General features: G+C 68.4%; 16 protein-coding genes and 1 riboswitch. Of the genes, 9 read left to right on the top strand and 7 right to left on the bottom strand.

What is annotated here, in order from left to right; all coding sequences use genetic code 11:
- Nucleotides 1-10: 10 nt before the first annotated feature.
- The 3 genes from ACG0Z3_RS07845 to ACG0Z3_RS07835 are packed head-to-tail and all read right to left on the bottom strand — an operon-like array spanning nt 11 to nt 3,035.
- Nucleotides 11-745, bottom strand: a complete 735-nt coding sequence (locus ACG0Z3_RS07845) for a YoaK family protein (protein ID WP_394396721.1) — start codon at nt 743-745, stop codon at nt 11-13.
- Nucleotides 746-776: 31 nt separating this feature from the next.
- Nucleotides 777-2,822 carry a methionine--tRNA ligase gene (gene metG / locus ACG0Z3_RS07840; protein WP_394396720.1) on the bottom strand — a complete coding sequence of 682 codons (2,046 nt, stop codon included), beginning with the start codon at nt 2,820-2,822 and terminating at the stop codon, nt 777-779.
- Between the two features lie 30 nt (nt 2,823-2,852).
- Nucleotides 2,853-3,035: a hypothetical protein gene (locus tag ACG0Z3_RS07835; RefSeq protein WP_394396719.1), complete on the bottom strand. Its 183-nt coding sequence runs from the start codon at nt 3,033-3,035 to the stop codon at nt 2,853-2,855.
- A 590-nt stretch (nt 3,036-3,625) separates the two neighbouring features.
- Between ACG0Z3_RS07835 and minC the strand changes: the two genes are divergently transcribed.
- From minC to minE, 3 genes are read left to right on the top strand one after another with little or no spacing between them, the layout of a single operon-like run.
- The gene (gene minC, locus ACG0Z3_RS07830) at nt 3,626-4,450 is read left to right on the top strand and encodes a septum site-determining protein MinC (RefSeq protein WP_394396718.1); all 825 of its coding nucleotides are present in this window, start codon (nt 3,626-3,628) and stop codon (nt 4,448-4,450) included.
- A gap of 34 nt (nt 4,451-4,484) precedes the next feature.
- Entirely contained in the window at nt 4,485-5,303 is an 819-nt protein-coding gene (gene minD / locus ACG0Z3_RS07825) for a septum site-determining protein MinD (RefSeq protein ID WP_394396717.1), read from the top strand.
- An 11-nt stretch (nt 5,304-5,314) separates the two neighbouring features.
- The gene (gene minE, locus ACG0Z3_RS07820; protein WP_394381377.1) at nt 5,315-5,572 is read left to right on the top strand and encodes a cell division topological specificity factor MinE; all 258 of its coding nucleotides are present in this window, start codon (nt 5,315-5,317) and stop codon (nt 5,570-5,572) included.
- Between the two features lie 228 nt (nt 5,573-5,800).
- On the opposite strand, the gene ACG0Z3_RS07815 is transcribed toward minE, so the two are convergent.
- Nucleotides 5,801-6,052, bottom strand: a complete 252-nt coding sequence (locus ACG0Z3_RS07815) for a VF530 family protein (protein ID WP_394396716.1) — start codon at nt 6,050-6,052, stop codon at nt 5,801-5,803.
- Nucleotides 6,049-6,639 carry a 1-acyl-sn-glycerol-3-phosphate acyltransferase gene (locus ACG0Z3_RS07810; RefSeq protein WP_394396715.1) on the bottom strand — a complete coding sequence of 197 codons (591 nt, stop codon included), beginning with the start codon at nt 6,637-6,639 and terminating at the stop codon, nt 6,049-6,051. The genes ACG0Z3_RS07815 and ACG0Z3_RS07810 overlap by 4 nt, the downstream gene beginning before the upstream one ends.
- A 395-nt stretch (nt 6,640-7,034) precedes the next feature.
- Here ACG0Z3_RS07810 and ACG0Z3_RS07805 point away from each other — a divergent pair, with 395 nt between their 5' ends.
- Nucleotides 7,035-8,699, top strand: coding sequence for a serine hydrolase domain-containing protein (locus ACG0Z3_RS07805; protein ID WP_394396714.1), 1,665 nt, complete (start codon nt 7,035-7,037; stop codon nt 8,697-8,699).
- Here ACG0Z3_RS07805 and ACG0Z3_RS07800 read toward each other — a convergent pair.
- Nucleotides 8,659-8,976 carry a 2Fe-2S iron-sulfur cluster-binding protein gene (locus tag ACG0Z3_RS07800; protein ID WP_394396713.1) on the bottom strand — a complete coding sequence of 106 codons (318 nt, stop codon included), beginning with the start codon at nt 8,974-8,976 and terminating at the stop codon, nt 8,659-8,661. The genes ACG0Z3_RS07805 and ACG0Z3_RS07800 overlap by 41 nt on opposite strands.
- A 58-nt stretch (nt 8,977-9,034) precedes the next feature.
- Nucleotides 9,035-9,189: riboswitch (FMN riboswitch) on the top strand.
- A 161-nt stretch (nt 9,190-9,350) separates the two neighbouring features.
- Between ACG0Z3_RS07800 and ACG0Z3_RS07795 the strand changes: the two genes are divergently transcribed.
- The 5 genes from ACG0Z3_RS07795 to ACG0Z3_RS07775 are packed head-to-tail and all read left to right on the top strand — an operon-like array spanning nt 9,351 to nt 13,937.
- Nucleotides 9,351-9,860 carry a 6,7-dimethyl-8-ribityllumazine synthase gene (locus ACG0Z3_RS07795; RefSeq protein ID WP_394396712.1) on the top strand — a complete coding sequence of 170 codons (510 nt, stop codon included), beginning with the start codon at nt 9,351-9,353 and terminating at the stop codon, nt 9,858-9,860.
- 55 nt (nt 9,861-9,915) lie between these two features.
- On the top strand, nt 9,916-10,410 hold the full coding sequence (locus ACG0Z3_RS07790; RefSeq protein WP_394396711.1) for a M48 metallopeptidase family protein: 495 nt from the start codon (nt 9,916-9,918) through the stop codon (nt 10,408-10,410).
- 14 nt (nt 10,411-10,424) lie between these two features.
- Entirely contained in the window at nt 10,425-11,360 is a 936-nt protein-coding gene (locus ACG0Z3_RS07785) for a tRNA dihydrouridine synthase (protein WP_394396852.1), read from the top strand.
- Nucleotides 11,361-11,370: 10 nt separating this feature from the next.
- The gene (locus tag ACG0Z3_RS07780) at nt 11,371-13,596 is read left to right on the top strand and encodes a S9 family peptidase (RefSeq protein WP_394396710.1); all 2,226 of its coding nucleotides are present in this window, start codon (nt 11,371-11,373) and stop codon (nt 13,594-13,596) included.
- Complete coding sequence (locus ACG0Z3_RS07775; protein ID WP_394396709.1) at nt 13,593-13,937, top strand: translation initiation factor Sui1; 345 nt, start codon at nt 13,593-13,595, stop codon at nt 13,935-13,937. Before ACG0Z3_RS07780 ends, ACG0Z3_RS07775 begins: the two co-directional genes overlap by 4 nt.
- A gap of 9 nt (nt 13,938-13,946) precedes the next feature.
- On the opposite strand, the gene ACG0Z3_RS07770 is transcribed toward ACG0Z3_RS07775, so the two are convergent.
- On the bottom strand, nt 13,947-14,462 hold the full coding sequence (locus ACG0Z3_RS07770; protein WP_394396708.1) for a hypothetical protein: 516 nt from the start codon (nt 14,460-14,462) through the stop codon (nt 13,947-13,949).
- Between the last annotated feature and the right edge of the window lie 65 nt (nt 14,463-14,527).

Below are 14,527 nucleotides of genomic sequence, written 5' to 3'. Positions count from 1 at the left end.
TCCCGGCATTTTATCGGCCGCGCGCACGGGTCAGGTCGTCCAGTGCCGGCACGACGCCCAGGAAGGCCAGCGCGCCCGCCAGCGGCAGTGTGGCCGCGTAGCCGATGGCCTTGAAGGCCCATGCACCGACCACGCCGCCCACCGCGAAAGCCAGCAGCAGGCCGCCCAGCAGCCGCAGCCGCGTGGTGTTGGCGGGCATGGGCGTGCCGCCCATGCCGTAGAGCGTACGGCCCAGCTCAATGCCCAGGTCGGTGACGATGCCGGTGACATGCGTGGTGCGGATCTCGGCGCGCGACACCTTGGTGATCAGCGCGTTCTGCAGCCCCATCGTGAAGCACAGCATGGACACGGTGGCCGGCACCAGCAGACCTTGCAGGCTGGCCAGCCAGGCGCCCATGAGGCCGAAGGCCAGCAGGCAGGCGGCCTCCAGCAGCAGCGGCAGCGCATAAATGCTGTGTGCCAGCCGCTGGCGGCCGAAGTTGACGAGCACGGCCGTCGTCGCGGCGCCGGCCAGGAAGAACAGCAGCGCGCCGACCGCCGTGACCCACACCTGGTGCCGCCCCAGCACCAGGGCATCGGCCGCGGCCGACACCAAACCGGTCATGTGTGACGTGTAGTGGTGCACGGCCAGGAACCCGCCCGCATTGGTGGCGCCGGCCACGAAGGCCAGCAGCCAGCCCAGGTGGGCGTTGCCCTCGGCCGTGCGCTCCACGGCGAGCAGGCGGCGGGCGTAGGCAGCGTGCATGGCGAGCGGGTTGCCAGGGCCCCGCTGGCGTTCAGCGGACCCGCATGCCGGGCTGGGCGCCGTCGTGGGGTTCGAGGACGAAGATGCCGGGTGTGGATTTCTCATCGGCATGGCTGGCAGCAAGGACCATGCCTTCACTGACGCCGAATTTCATCTTGCGCGGCGCCAGGTTGGCCACCAGCACGGTCAGCTTGCCTTCCAGGTCCTCGGGCTTGTAGGCGCTGCGGATGCCGCTGAAGACGTTGCGTGTGCGACCCTCCCCAGCGTCCAGCGTCAGGCGCAGCAGCTTGTCGGAGCCTTCCACCAATTCGGCCTTCACGATCTTGGCGATGCGCAGGTCGACCTTGGCGAAGTCGTCGATCTTGATCTCGGGGGCGATGTCCTCGCCGCCGGGCACGACCTTGGGAGCCGGGGGCGCTTCGAACAGCTGTTCGACCTTGGCCACGTCCACGCGCTGCATCAGGTGCTGGTAGGCGCCGATCTGGTGGGCGCCGAGCGCGCGGGCGCTGTCGCTCCACTGCAGCGGCTCGACCTTCAGGAAGGCTTCCACCTGGCCGCTCAGCGCCGGCAGCACGGGCTTGAGGTAGATGGTGAGCAGGCGGAAGGCCTCGATGCAGACGCTGCAGACGTCATGGAGCGCGGCGTCCATGCCTTGCTGCTTGGCCAACTCCCAGGGCTTGTGGGCGTCGACGAACTCGTTGACCTTGTCGGCCAGCGCCATGGTCTCGCGCAGCGCCTTGCCGAACTCGCGGGTTTCGTAGAGCTCGGCAATCACGCCGCTCTGTGCGCGCAGCGCGTCCAGCAGCGCGCGGCCTTCCACGCCGAGGTCGGCGCTCAGCCGGCCGTCAAAGCGCTTGGTCAGGAAGCCGGCGGCGCGCGACGCGATGTTGATGTACTTGCCGACCAGGTCGCTGTTGATGCGGGCGGCAAAGTCCTCGGGGTTGAAGTCGATGTCCTCGACGCGTGCGTTGAGCTTGGCCGCGATGTAGTAGCGCAGCCATTCGGCGTTCAGGCCCAGGCTCAGGTACTTCAGCGGGTCCAGCCCCGTGCCGCGGCTCTTGCTCATCTTCTCGCCGCCGTTGACGGTCATGAAGCCGTGCACGAAGACGTGGTTGGGCGTCTTGCGGCCGCTGAAGTGCAGCATCGCCGGCCAGAACAGCGTGTGGAAGTACGTGATGTCCTTGCCGATGAAGTGGATCTGCTCGGTGGCGGGATCGTTCACGAAGGCGTCGAAGTCGCGGCCGGTCTTGGCGAAGTAGTTCTTCAGCGAGGCCAGGTAGCCGATGGGCGCATCCAGCCAGACGTAGAAGTACTTGCCCGGCGCGTCCGGGATCTCGATGCCGAAGTAGGGCGCGTCGCGGCTGATGTCCCAGTCCGACAGCTTGTTATTGCCGTCCTCGTCGGTCTCGAACCACTCGCGGATCTTGTTCAGCACCTCGGGCTGCAGCCGGCCGGGCGTCTGCGTCCACTCGGTCAGGAAGTCCACGCAGCGCGGGTCGCTGAGCTTGAAGAAGTAGTGCTCGCTGCTCTTGAGCACCGGCGTGGCACCCGACAGCACCGAGTAGGGGTTCTTCAACTCGGTCGGTGCATAGACGGCGCCGCAGACCTCGCAGGAGTCGCCGTACTGGTCCTTCGCGCCACACTTGGGGCACTCGCCCTTGATGAAGCGGTCCGGCAGGAACATGGACTTCGCCGGGTCGAAGAACTGCTCGATGGTCTTGGTCGAGATCAGCTCGTTGTGGCGCAGCGAGAGGTAGACGGCCTTGGAGAGCTCGTGGTTCTCCGGCCCGTCGGTCGAGTGCCAGTTGTCGAAGCTGATGTGAAAGCCGTCCAGGTATTGCTTGCGGCCGGCGGCGATGCCGGCGACGAACTCCTGCGGCGTCTTCCCGGCCTTTTCGGCCGAGATCATGATGGGTGCGCCGTGGGCGTCGTCCGCGCAGACGAAGTGCACCTCGTGGCCTGCCATGCGCTGAAAGCGCACCCAGGTGTCGGCCTGGGTGTACTCCATGATGTGGCCGATGTGGAAACCGGCGTTGGCGTAGGGCAGGGCGGTGGTGACGAAGAGCTGGCGGGGCATGGGCGCGGCTGGACGGGAAAACGGCAGATTCTAGTTTTGTGGCTCGGTCGGGGCCGGCGAGTCGGCGTCAGCCGTGCCCTCGGGGGGCGCGTCATCGGACGCCGCTGCGTCATCGGGCTTGCCGCTGAGCTTGCGCTGGCGCTTCTCCTCGGCCTTGCGCTTCTTGGCCAGTTCGCGCTGGCGTTTCTCGTAGCTGTAGTTCGGTGTGGCCAACGGGCTCTCCTTCGGGGTGTGGCCGCCCCAATGTAGCTTGCGCGGCCGCTGAGCGCGGCTCCAAGTTGCAGCCGAAACCTCCAAGCGGCCTCAAGGATCGCCGTTAAGTCACTGATTTGTAATGTTTCTTCAGGCTATCCACCGAGTCTGTGGAAAACTTTGTGGAAAACCGCCCCCCATCGCCGGAAATCCCTTGTGTGATGCGGGTCCGCTTAGGTTGCCCCATTTTTGAGCAGTTTGTAGCCGTCTATATGAATCAATGACTTAGCGTTGATATTGGGGTGCCGCATCCAGACGGCATGGTGCTGTGCCAAAAAGCTTGACGATTGCCGGAAGTGGGGATAAGTCGGCGTCCGGTGGATGAAGTTCACAGCTTGGAAGTGCGTTTTGACGGGTTTTGTCCCCGCCTTCTGTGGACAAGTCTGTGGGCGGGCTGACGACAGCGGCGCTAAGTGCTTGATCGGCCACGGGCCGGGCTGGCCTGCCCGTTTTTGAGGCGCTGTCGTCCGCAGGCCTGGGGTGAGTCCCCAAACGGCCGGCCTGGTGGTGGCGGCTAAACTCGCGGCCTTTTGAACGGGCGGCAGCGGGGCATGGCGGAGATCACGAGGGAGAGCGGCGGGCGCAGCAAGAGCGCCGCACGCGCCGGCAGTTTCGAGCTGAAGTCGCGCCGCCTGAGCCTGCTGGGCCTGGTGCTGCACAGCGCCGACATGGCCGAGATCGCTGCCGACTGGGCCGAGCGTGCCGGCCAGGGGGGCTTCGAGCATGAGCCTGTGGTCATCGACCTCAGCACGCTGGAACGGCCGGCGGCGGCAAGCGAGGGCCAGGCTGCGCTGGCGCTGGACGGGCCTGCGCCGGTGGACCTGCGGGCCATCGTCGACCTGCTGCGTGCCAGCCAGCTGCAACCCGTGGCCGTGGCCGGTGCAACGCCGCAGGAGCTGGCCTTGGCCCACGAGCTGGGCCTGGCCGATGCGTCCGATGAGCCCGTTGCCGCGGCTGCGCCGGCCGAGGTGCGCGAGGTCGTGCGTGAAGTGGTGCGCGAGATCACCGTCGAGAAGATCATCGAGAAGCCTGCCGCCCCCGCGCCCACGATGGTGGTCGACAAGCCGCTGCGCTCTGGCCAGCGCGTGTATGCCAAGGGCGGCGACCTGGTCGTGCTGGCGCTCGTGAACCATGGCGCCGAAGTGATCGCCGACGGCAGTGTGCATGTGTACGCGCCGCTGCGCGGCAAGGCCATCGCGGGTGCGCGCGGCGACACGTCGGCACGCATCTATGCACACAGCCTGGAGGCCGAGCTGCTGTCCATCGCCGGCATCTATCGCACTGCGGAGAACCCCTTGCCGGCCGACGTGGCGGGCAAGCCGGCGCAGGTCTTGCTCGACGGCGAGAAGCTGCTGATGCAGCCGCTGACCTTCTGAACCGAATCAAACTGAACCAACAGGAAAGCCCCAGATGACCACCAAGATCGTCGTCGTCACCTCCGGCAAGGGCGGGGTCGGCAAGACCACCACCAGCGCGAGCTTCGCCACCGGCCTCGCCATGCGCGGCTTCAAGACCTGCGTCATCGACTTCGACGTGGGTCTGCGCAACCTCGACCTCATCATGGGTGTCGAGCGACGCGTCGTGTACGACCTCATCAATGTGGTCAATGACGAGATCAAGCTCACGCAGGCGCTGATCAAGGACAAGCAGCTGGACAAGCTCTACATCCTGGCGGCCTCGCAGACGCGCGACAAGGATGCGCTGAAGCAAGAAGGCGTGGAACGCGTGCTGGAAGAGCTGAAGGCCATGGAGTTCGACTACATCGTCTGCGACTCGCCGGCTGGCATCGAGACCGGCGCGTTGATGGCCATGCACTACGCCGACGAAGCGCTGGTGGTGACCAACCCCGAGGTCTCCTCGGTGCGCGACAGTGATCGCATCCTGGGCATGCTGAGCAGCAAGACCAAGCGCGCCATCGAGGGCGGCGACCCGGTCAAGGAGCACCTGCTGATCACGCGCTACAACCCGAACCGCGTCGAAGGCGGCCAGATGCTGAGCCTGGACGACATCCACGAGATCCTGCGCACGCCGCTGATCGGTGTGATCCCGGAGAGCGAGAGCGTGTTGCAGGCGTCCAACCAGGGCACGCCGGCCATCCACCTGCAAGGCACGGACGTGGCCGAGGCCTACAAGGATGTCGTGTCGCGCTTCCTGGGCGAAGAAAAGCCGATGCGCTTCACCGAAGCCGTGAAGCAAAGCTGGTTCAAGCGCGTCTTCGGCGCCAAGTAAGGAGGCCTGCGATGGGATTCCTGAACTTCTTCCTCGGCGAGAAAAAGAGCTCGGCCAGCGTTGCCAAGGAGCGTCTGCAGCTCATCCTCGCGCACGAGCGCAACGGCCGCAGCGCCAGCCCCGACTACCTGCCGCAGCTGCAGCGCGAGCTGGTCGCTGTCATCAGCAAGTACGTGTCCATCAACCCCGATGACATCAAGGTCCACATGGAGCGCCAGGGCGACCTGGAGGTGCTCGAGGTGAAGATCGAGCTGCCTGAGGCGAAATAGGCCCCTCGTCCGGTCTTGCGCCGGCTGAACGCCGGCAAGCCCAGCCGGTCTTGCAGACCGCGCCGCGGCAGTGCCGCAGCCCTTCGGCAGGCACATGCCGCCCACCGGGCGCCATGTGTCCGGCCTCAGCCCCCGGGGGGACGGCGATGCTCGCGGCATTGGGCCGCTCGCACATCGCCCAATGGGCCGGCTTGGGGCAGCCGGGCGCTCGGCCCGAAATACGGGTCGCTAATGCGCAGGCTTCGCGTTGCGAGCCTGCTCGCGCCGCATGAAGAGGTACAAGCTCTCCACCTTTGCGCGCGCCCAGGGCGTCTTGCGCAGGAACTTCAGGCTGGAGGACACGCTGGGGTCGATGCGGAAGCACTTGATCTCGATGCGCTGGCCCAGCTCGGCCCAGCCGAAATACTCGACCAGCGCGGTCACGATGGCCTCCAGCGTCATGCCGTGCAGCGGATCTTTGGCGTTGGCCGGTGTGTTCATTCGTGCGTGAATTGACTCGCGTTCTTGCCCTTGAACTGGGCGTAGTAACGCTTGATCTCGATCATGTCGGCGTCCACATCCCCGGTCGGGTGGAACAGCGGCCCCAGGCCCACCAGCTTGCGCGAGTAGTCCATGTGCGCCATGACGATGGGCAGCTTCGCCGTGACGGCGATCCAGTAGAACCCCGTCTTCCAGTACACCGTCTTGCTGCGCGTGCCCTCGGGCGGCACGATGAGCTGCACCGGGCCGTCGGCGGCCACGAGCGCCTCGGCCGACGCGGCCACGAGGTTGCTGGACTTGCTGCGGTCCACCGGGATGCCGCCCAGCCAGCGCATCAGCCCGCCGAACGGGAACCTGAAGATGGACGCCTTGCCCATCCAGTAGGGCGTCAGGCGCAGCGCGAACGAAGCGAACAAGGTGTAGGGCAGGTCCCAGTTGCTGGTGTGCGGGGCGGCGATGAAGACGCTCTTGCGCGCCTCGGGAGGCAGTTGGCCCTGGACGGTCCAGCCGGCCAGCCGGAGCCAGGCGACAGAGAGCCCGCGCAGCAAGGTGCTCACGACGGGCGTTGTGAAGATGGTGCGATGCATGGCGCGATTGTCCTGTGTCACACCACTGCCTCAAACTGAGGCAGCGCAAGAAAATCCCTGTTGCGCCAAGCACTTGGCGCCTCCACCCGCAGGGTGTGCACGGGGTTGTCCACAGGCGCTGTGGATGAAGCGCGCGTCGGGATCGGCTCAGGTACACAACGCCTGTCACGAGACTGCCTCAATCTGAGGCAACCCAGAAAACTCCCTGACGTGACAGGTACTTGCGGCGTCCGCCCGCAGGCTGTTCACGGGTTTGTCCACAGGCGCTGTGGATGGCGGCTGCGGCTCATGCCGCGCTTTGTGCCGTTGGTCGCAAGCAGGCTTGCCGCCTCTGCGGGGCGCCGCGATGCTGCGCGCCGTTCCCTCCACCCGTGAGTTGCCATGCCCCCCACTCGATGCCCGTTCTCCCCGTTGTTGCCCTGCTGTCGCTGCTGATGGGAGGCGCCCGTGCGGGCACCCCGGCCTCACCCGCGGCGATGACCGCCTATGCCAACCAGTTGCTCGATGCGCAGAAGATCGCGGCTGATGGCCCCGGCGTCACCGTGCTGGTCGCGCGGAGTGATCAACTGCTCTACAAGGGTGCGCGCGGCGCGGCCAGCATCGAGCTGGGCGTGCCCATGCAGCCCGATCAACTGCTGCGCATCGGCTCGGTCGCCAAGCAGTTCGCCGCGGCCGCACTGCTGAAGCAGATCGACGACGGCAAGGCCCGGCTCGACGACCCGGTTGCCAAGTTCCTGCCCGGCTATCCCAACGGCGCCCGTATCACGTTGCTGCAACTGCTCAACCACACATCCGGTGTCAAGAGCTACACCAGCATCCCCGGCTACATGGGCAACCCGGTGCGGCGCGACCTGAGCACGGCCGAGCTGATCCAGGAGTTCAAGGATTTGCCCGTGGACTTCGCACCCGGCGAGAAGTGGGCTTACAACAACTCGGGCTACGTGCTGCTGGGCGCCGTCGTCGAGGCCATCTCGGGGCAGCGTTGGCACGAATCCGTCGACAGCCTGTTGCTGAAGCCAGCCGGGATCACCAGCGTGCATTGCCAGGCGGGCGACAAGCTCTTCAAGGGCATGGCTCAGGGCTACACACAGAATCCGCAGGGTCAGGTGGTGCCGGCGGGCTTGCTCAGCATGACGCAGCCGCACGCGGCCGGCGCACTCATCGCCAACACCGAGGGCTTGTGGCGCTGGAACCGGGCGTTGCACGGCGGCAAGCTCATCGGCAAGGCCAGCTACGAACGCATGATCACGCCCGAAGGCCCAGCCAAGCCGCACCACTATGGCTTCGGCCTTGCCGCCGGCAGGCTGCGCGATGAGGCGATGCTGTCGCACGGCGGCGGCATCCACGGCTTCGTGTCGACGTTGAACTACCTGCCGACCAGCCAGACGACCGTCGTCATCCTGCACAACAGCGACGCGCCGGGCTTCAACCTGGACCTGGTGGCACGCAAGCTGGCGGCGTTCGCCATCGGCGAGCCGTTTGTCGAACCCCAGCCTGTGGCCGTGCCGGCCGAACAGCTCCAGAGTGCCGAGGGACTCTATGCCCGTGACGACAAGCTGACTGGCACGTTGCGCGTGAAGGATGGGGTGTTGCAAAGCCAGCGCAGCGGCGGCGGTATCTCGCCGCTGATGCCGCTGGGCAAGGACCGCTTTGCCGTTCCGGATTCGCTGAGCGAGCTGCAGCTGGAGCGCGGGGCCGACGGCAAGGTTGCGGCGCTGCGCTTCTTCAACAACGGCGACAGCGCCGGCGAGCGCTGGGTGCGCACCGGCGAGCTGCCGGCCGAGCGCGTCTTCTTGACGCTGAGCGCGTCGCAGAAGCAGGCGCTGGCGGGCGAGTACGTCGCGCCGCAGTTGTCCATCAAGGTCTTCATCGACGACAAGGGACGGCTGCTGGGCCAGGCGCCGGGGCAGCCGTCCTTCGAGCTGCTGGCCAGCACACCGCGCCAGGTTCACGTGCCGCAGGTGGGGACGCAGCTGGACTTTGGTGGCGAGGAAGGTCAGCCGGCCACGTCCGCCACGCTCACGCAGGGCGGTCAGACGCTGGCCATGCTCCGAAAGTGATCGTCGCGTCGCTGCGGGCCTCGGCCACGCACGGCAGGATGAATCCCTCGGCCTTCTCCTCGTAAGACAAGCCCGGCCAGGGGATGCGGTGCTCCACCTGGCCCTGGACGACGCGGGCGATGCAGGTGCGGCAGGTCCCCGTGCGGCAGGACCAGGGCAGCCCGAGGCCCGCGGCCAGGCCGGCCAGCAACAGCGTCTGATCGGCCGGCGCGGCGAACACCGTGCCGGCGGGCTGCATGGTGATGCGGAACACGGGTTGTGGGGCTGTCTCGGACATGACCCACATCATGCCGCCGCTGCCGCTAGGATGCGGCTCGCCGGCTCGCGAGGGTCGGCAGCGTTCTCAGGGCGGGGCGAAATTCCCCACCGGCGGTATCCGGACGAAAGCCCGGGAGCCCGCGAGCGCCTTCGCTGCGAAATCGGCGAAGGGTCAGCAGACCTGGTGCGATGCCAGGGCCGACGGTCACAGTCCGGATGAAAGAGATCGCGTGGCGGCAACGCTGGGACGGTACCCCGTGGGCCGCGCGTCGCCATGCGCAGCCCCCGAGGAGGTCGCCCGGCGGTGCCGACGGCGTTCCCGTCGCAAGCGGGAGCGCCGCTGCTGCGTGCGCTTGCCCTGATTCTGGCCACCCTGTCTTTCAAGAGGACACCATGAATCAGCCCCGTCATCCCACCTTCAACCTGACCCGCCTGCCGCGCGTGGCCATCCTGGCCGCCAGCTGGCACAAGGACATCGTCGGCGTGGCCGTGTCGGCCATCCGCAGCGAGTTCAGCCGATGTCGCATCCCGGCGGAGCAGGTCGCCGTCATCGACGTGCCCGGCGCTTTCGAGATCCCGCTGCACGCCAAGCGCCTCGCACGTTCGGGCCGCTTCGACGCCATCATTGCCTGCGGCCTCGTCGTCGACGGCGGCATTTACCGGCACGACTTCGTTGGCCAGGCCGTCATCAGCGCGCTGATGCAGGTGCAGCTGGAAACCGACGTGCCGGTGTTCTCCGCCGTGCTGACGCCGCATCACTTCCACGAGCATGGCGAGCACAAGCGCTTCTTCGCCGAGCATTTTTCGACCAAGGGCCAGGAGGTGGCGCGGGCCTGCCTCGCGACAATAGCGAGCCTGGACAGCCTGGACGCCGTGACCACGACGACGGCGCTGGCTGCCTGACCTCGTCCCCTCCGGAGCGGTGCCTTTGTGGCGCCGCGCCTTATGACCCGACCGCATGCTTGCTGCCCGCTACCTTGCCGGCTATCCCCCCGAACTGATCGCCCAGGCTGAGCAACTGCGGCTGGACGGTCGCCTCGCCGACCACCTGGACCGCCGCCTGCCCGAGCGCCACGAGGTGCGCAGCGACAGCGCGCTGTTCAGCTACGTCAACGAGCTGAAGACTCGCCACCTTCGCAACGCCGAGCCGCTGAACTCGGTCAACTACGACGCCAAGCTGCGCGTGCTGCAGCATGCGCTGGGCACGCACACGCGCCGCACGCAGGTGCAGGGCGCTAAGCTGAAGATGCGCCGCGAGATCCGCGTGGCCACACTGTTCAAGGACGCGCCGGCCGCGCTGCTGCGCATGATCGTCGTGCATGAGCTGGCGCATCTGCGCGAGCTGGACCACAACAAGCCCTTCTACAAGCTCTGCCAGCACATGGAGCCGGACTACTTTCAGCTGGAGTTCGACCTGCGGCTGTACCTGATGAACCAGGAGAACCCGGCGTGATTCTTCTGGCGCCGATGGAAGGCCTGCTCGACCACATCCTGCGCGACGTGCTGACGCGCGTGGGCGGCGTGGACCGCTGCGTGTCCGAGTTCATCCGCGTGACCGACCAGTTGCTGCCTGCCCGCGTGTTCACGCGCATCGTGCCGGAGCTGAAGAACGGCGGGCGCACGGCGGCCGGGGTGCCGGTGCATCCGCAGCTGCTGGGCTCCGACGTGCACTGCCTGGCCGAGAACGCTGCGCGCCTGGCCGAGCTGAAGCCCGAGGGCATTGACCTCAACTTCGGCTGCCCGGCCAAGTGCGTGAACCGCCACCGGGGCGGCGCCGTGCTACTGGACGAGCCCGAGCTCATCCACGACATCGTCGCAGCCGTGCGCCGCGCGGTGCCGGCCGACATCATGGTGTCGGCCAAGATGCGCCTGGGCTACATGGACGACAGCCGCACGCTGGACGTGGCCCGTGCCATCCATGCCGCCGGCGGCAGCGAGATCGTCGTGCATGCCCGCACCAAGGCTGATGGCTACAAGCCGCCGGCCTACTGGGAGCGCATCGCTGCCGTGCGCGAGGCCGTCCCGCTCACCGTCATCGCCAACGGCGAGATCTGGACCGTGGCGCACGCCGAACTGGCGCGCGAGCGCAGCGGCTGCGAGCACCTGATGCTGGGCCGCGGCATGGTGGCCGACCCAGGGCTGGCGCTGCGCGTCAGCGGTGCGCGGCCTGCCCCCGTACCCTGGGCCGAGCTGCTGCCGCTGATGCAGGCCTTCTTCGCGCAGGTGCGTGCCACTGTCGCCCCGCGCCACCAGGGCGGGCGCCTCAAGCAGTGGCTGCACTACCTGCGGCGCGCCTACCCGGAGGCCGAGGCGGCCTATGCCGAATTGCGCACCGTCAACGCGGCCGACGAACTGGCGCTGCGGCTGTTCGGCGCGGCCGCCCAGCCCATCCAGCCCGCTTAGCATGCGGGCCATGAAGATCCTCATGTCCTTGCTGGCCGCGGCCTGCGCCACGAGCGCCGCCCTGGCCCAGACCCCCGCACTCACCCTCGAACGCCTCACCGCCGACCCGCCGCTGGCTGGCCGCCTGCCGCGTCAGGCGGAGATCTCGCCCGGCGGCCAGTGGGTTAGCTTTCTGCGCCCGTCGCAGACCGACAGCGAGGTGCTGGAACTGTGGGCCCAGCCCGCCGCTGGCGGTGAGCCCCGCAAGCTGGTGGCCGCTGCAGACCTGCTGGGCGGCGCCGAGCAAAAGCTCTCCGAGGCCGAGAAGATGGCGCTGGAGCGCAAGCGCATCACGCAGCGCGGCATCACCGGCTACCAGTGGTGCGGTGGTGACGACAGCGCGCTGCTGTTCCCGCTGTCGGGTGACCTGTACCTGGTGCGTCTCAATGCAGCTGGCCCGCAGGCCCACAAGCTCGCTCTGCCGGCCGGCGCGCCAAAGCAGGATGCCCGCTGTGCGGCCGATGGCCAGCGCCTGGCCTATGTGCAGGGCGGCAACCTGTTCACCGTGTCGCTGGCTGCCGGCAGCGCGCCGCGCCAGCTGACGCGCGACGGCAGCGCCACGCTCTCGTGGGGCTTGGCTGACTTCATCGCGGCCGAGGAGCTGTCGCGCCAGCGCGGCTACTGGTGGAGCAAGGACGGCAAGTCGCTGCTGGCGCTGCGCGTGGACGAGGCCGGCGTGGCGCTCAAGACGCGGGCGCAGATCTTTGCTGACCGCACAGCCATGACCGAGCAGCGCTACCCGGCGGCCGGTGCGGCCAATGCCCAGGTCCGCGCCTTCGTCATCGACGCGGCCACCGGCCGGCAGCGTGCGCTGCCGCTGCCTGCGCAGGCCGAGTACATCGCGCGCGCCGGCTGGTTTGCCGACGGCACGCCCTGGCTGCAATGGTTCACGCGCGACCAGACCCGCCTCACCCTGACCGAGTTCAAGCCGGCGGCCGGTGGCGCAATGGCACCACGCGACATCACCACCGAGACCGACGCCGCCTGGGTCGAGGTGCATGACGACCTCGTCGAGACGCCGCACGGGCTGTTGTGGTCCAGCGAGGCTTCGGGCCGGCGCCAGCTGCTGCTGCTCGACCGCGCCAGCGGCGCGCGCACGCCGCTCACGCAGATGGCCGAGCCGGTGGACCATGCCGTGTGCGCCAGCACCGAGGCGGTGGTGTTTGCGGCCGCCGGCGACCGCGGCCGCGCCCAGGAGCTCTACAGCCTGCCGCTGGTCGGCGGACGCCCGCAGCCGCTGCCCGGCGCCGGCAACCGCCAATGGCGCGATGCCAAGGCCGATGCCGCCTGCAGGCAACTGCTGGTGACGCGCTCGGCCTGGGGCGAGCCGCCCCGGCTGGAGCTGCGCACGCTGGGCAGCGCCGACGCCATCGCGCTGCGGGGCGACGCGCCGTCGCCCCAGCTGCGCGACTACGCCAACCTGCCGCTGGCGCTGGATCTCACGGCCGCCGACGGCCGCACGCCGCTGAACGCCTTCTTCTTCCCGGCGCAGGACGGTCGGCCCGGCAAGCACCCCGTCATCGTGCTGGCCTATGGCGGCCCCGGCGCCGCTACGGTGAACTGGGGCTGGGGCCGCGACATGCCGCTGATTGCCTATTGGCAGCAGCGCGGCTACGGCGTCATGACGCTGGACACCCGCGGCATGCAGCACCGTGACCGCGACTTCACTCGCGCTCATCACCGCGCCTTCGGCAAGACCGAGCTGGCCGACCTGTTCACCGCTGTGCGCCAGCTTCCTGGCCGCGTGCCGGGCGTGGATGCCGAGCGCATCGGCTTCTTTGGCTGGAGTTACGGCGGCTTCCTGGGGGCACGGGCCATGCTGGATGCGGACACGCCGTTCGCCGCCGCCGTGGCCGTGGCGCCGGTGACCGACTGGACGCTCTACGATACCGCCTACACCGAGCGTTATCTCGGCATGCCGGACGGTGGCAAGGCCGAGCCGTATGCCAGCGCCCACCTGCCGTCGCGCGCCGCGTTGCTGGCTAAGCCCTTGCTGCTGGTGCATGGCACGGCCGACGACAACGTGCTGTTCGACCACACGCTGCAACTCGTCGAGGCGCTGCAGAACGCCGGCAAGACCTTCGACCTGCAGATCTACCCCGGCAAGGCGCACGGCATCGCCGGGCGTGCTGCCCGCCTGCACCTCTATCGCACGATGGACGGCTTCTTCCAGCGCCACCTGGCGCCTGCGCGGTGAGCCTGGTCTATTCGACCGACTTTGGCCGGGCCTGCCCCGGCTGCGGCCAGCCTGTGGCGCGGTGCGCCTGCAAAGCCAAGGCGCGGCCGGCGGGCGACGGCATCGTGCGGGTGCGCCGCGAGACGGCCGGCCGCAAGGGCAAGGGGGTGACCGCCGTGCTGGGGCTGCCGCTGGACGACGCGTCGCTGACGGGGCTGGCCAAGCAGCTCAAGGCGCTGTGCGGCAGCGGCGGCACGGCCAAGGATGGCGTCATCGAGATCCAGGGCGATCACCTGGAGAAGGTCGTCGCCTGGCTGCAGGCCCGACCGGAATGCTGGATCGTCAAGCGCGCGGGCGGCTGAGATCGCTGCTCAGCGCGGCTGCTGCCTGGCGCGCTCGCGGGCGAGGAAGTTGGCCTGGTCGCGGTCGCGCTCGCGCTGCACGCGGGCGTCGCGCGTCTCCCACTCGCCACAGGCGAAGTAGGAGCCGCCGAAGAGCCAGCTCAGCAGGCTGCTGTCGTCCAGTGCCCGGCCGTCGCCGGCCGTGCACAGCAAGGCGGCCTTGGAGTTGCTTTGTGCCGCCAGCGCGTCCTGCACCAGCATGGAGCGTGACAGCAGCACCGTGGCCGGCATCGCCATGGCCAGCAACAGCCCGCCGATGACCACCCCCTTGGCCCAGCCGGGCAGGCCGTCCTGGGCGGTCGGCGCTCCTTGGGCGCGCGGCCCCGAGGCTGGCCGGGCGCGCGCCGCCGCGATCGGCACGCCCGCCTGGGGAGCAGGCCGCGCCGCGGTGGGCGTCAGCGTGCCGCCCTCCAGCACGCGGGCGCGGGCCGAGGTGGGGGGATCGATGGCTTGGGTGGGCGGGAAGGACTGGGTGACGGTGGGCATGCTCGGAGCCATATGGTGCGCCGCATCAAATGCTAGGCAGACGGTTTTTCGGCAGCAGTGACCAA

The organism is Pelomonas margarita, from assembly GCF_043555875.1.
Lineage (GTDB): Bacteria > Pseudomonadota > Gammaproteobacteria > Burkholderiales > Burkholderiaceae_C > Pelomonas > Pelomonas margarita.
This window is presented reverse-complemented; position numbering and strand designations above follow the sequence as displayed.

What these genes read in the sequence shown, in the direction of transcription:
- ACG0Z3_RS07845 (WP_394396721.1), bottom strand. Translation starts at nt 745, where the DNA reads ATGCACGCTGCCTACGCCCGCCGCCTGCTCGCCGTGGAGCGCACGGCC.
- ACG0Z3_RS07810 (WP_394396715.1), bottom strand. Translation starts at nt 6,639, where the DNA reads ATGCATCGCACCATCTTCACAACGCCCGTCGTGAGCACCTTGCTGCGC.
- ACG0Z3_RS07800 (WP_394396713.1), bottom strand. Translation starts at nt 8,976, where the DNA reads ATGTCCGAGACAGCCCCACAACCCGTGTTCCGCATCACCATGCAGCCC.
- minC (WP_394396718.1), top strand. Translation starts at nt 3,626, where the DNA reads ATGGCGGAGATCACGAGGGAGAGCGGCGGGCGCAGCAAGAGCGCCGCA.
- minD (WP_394396717.1), top strand. Translation starts at nt 4,485, where the DNA reads ATGACCACCAAGATCGTCGTCGTCACCTCCGGCAAGGGCGGGGTCGGC.
- ACG0Z3_RS07785 (WP_394396852.1), top strand. Translation starts at nt 10,425, where the DNA reads ATGGAAGGCCTGCTCGACCACATCCTGCGCGACGTGCTGACGCGCGTG.
- ACG0Z3_RS07795 (WP_394396712.1), top strand. Translation starts at nt 9,351, where the DNA reads ATGAATCAGCCCCGTCATCCCACCTTCAACCTGACCCGCCTGCCGCGC.
- ACG0Z3_RS07790 (WP_394396711.1), top strand. Translation starts at nt 9,916, where the DNA reads ATGCTTGCTGCCCGCTACCTTGCCGGCTATCCCCCCGAACTGATCGCC.
- ACG0Z3_RS07780 (WP_394396710.1), top strand. Translation starts at nt 11,371, where the DNA reads ATGAAGATCCTCATGTCCTTGCTGGCCGCGGCCTGCGCCACGAGCGCC.
- ACG0Z3_RS07770 (WP_394396708.1), bottom strand. Translation starts at nt 14,462, where the DNA reads ATGCCCACCGTCACCCAGTCCTTCCCGCCCACCCAAGCCATCGATCCC.
- metG (WP_394396720.1), bottom strand. Translation starts at nt 2,822, where the DNA reads ATGCCCCGCCAGCTCTTCGTCACCACCGCCCTGCCCTACGCCAACGCC.
- ACG0Z3_RS07805 (WP_394396714.1), top strand. Translation starts at nt 7,035, where the DNA reads ATGCCCGTTCTCCCCGTTGTTGCCCTGCTGTCGCTGCTGATGGGAGGC.
- ACG0Z3_RS07815 (WP_394396716.1), bottom strand. Translation starts at nt 6,052, where the DNA reads ATGAACACACCGGCCAACGCCAAAGATCCGCTGCACGGCATGACGCTG.
- minE (WP_394381377.1), top strand. Translation starts at nt 5,315, where the DNA reads ATGGGATTCCTGAACTTCTTCCTCGGCGAGAAAAAGAGCTCGGCCAGC.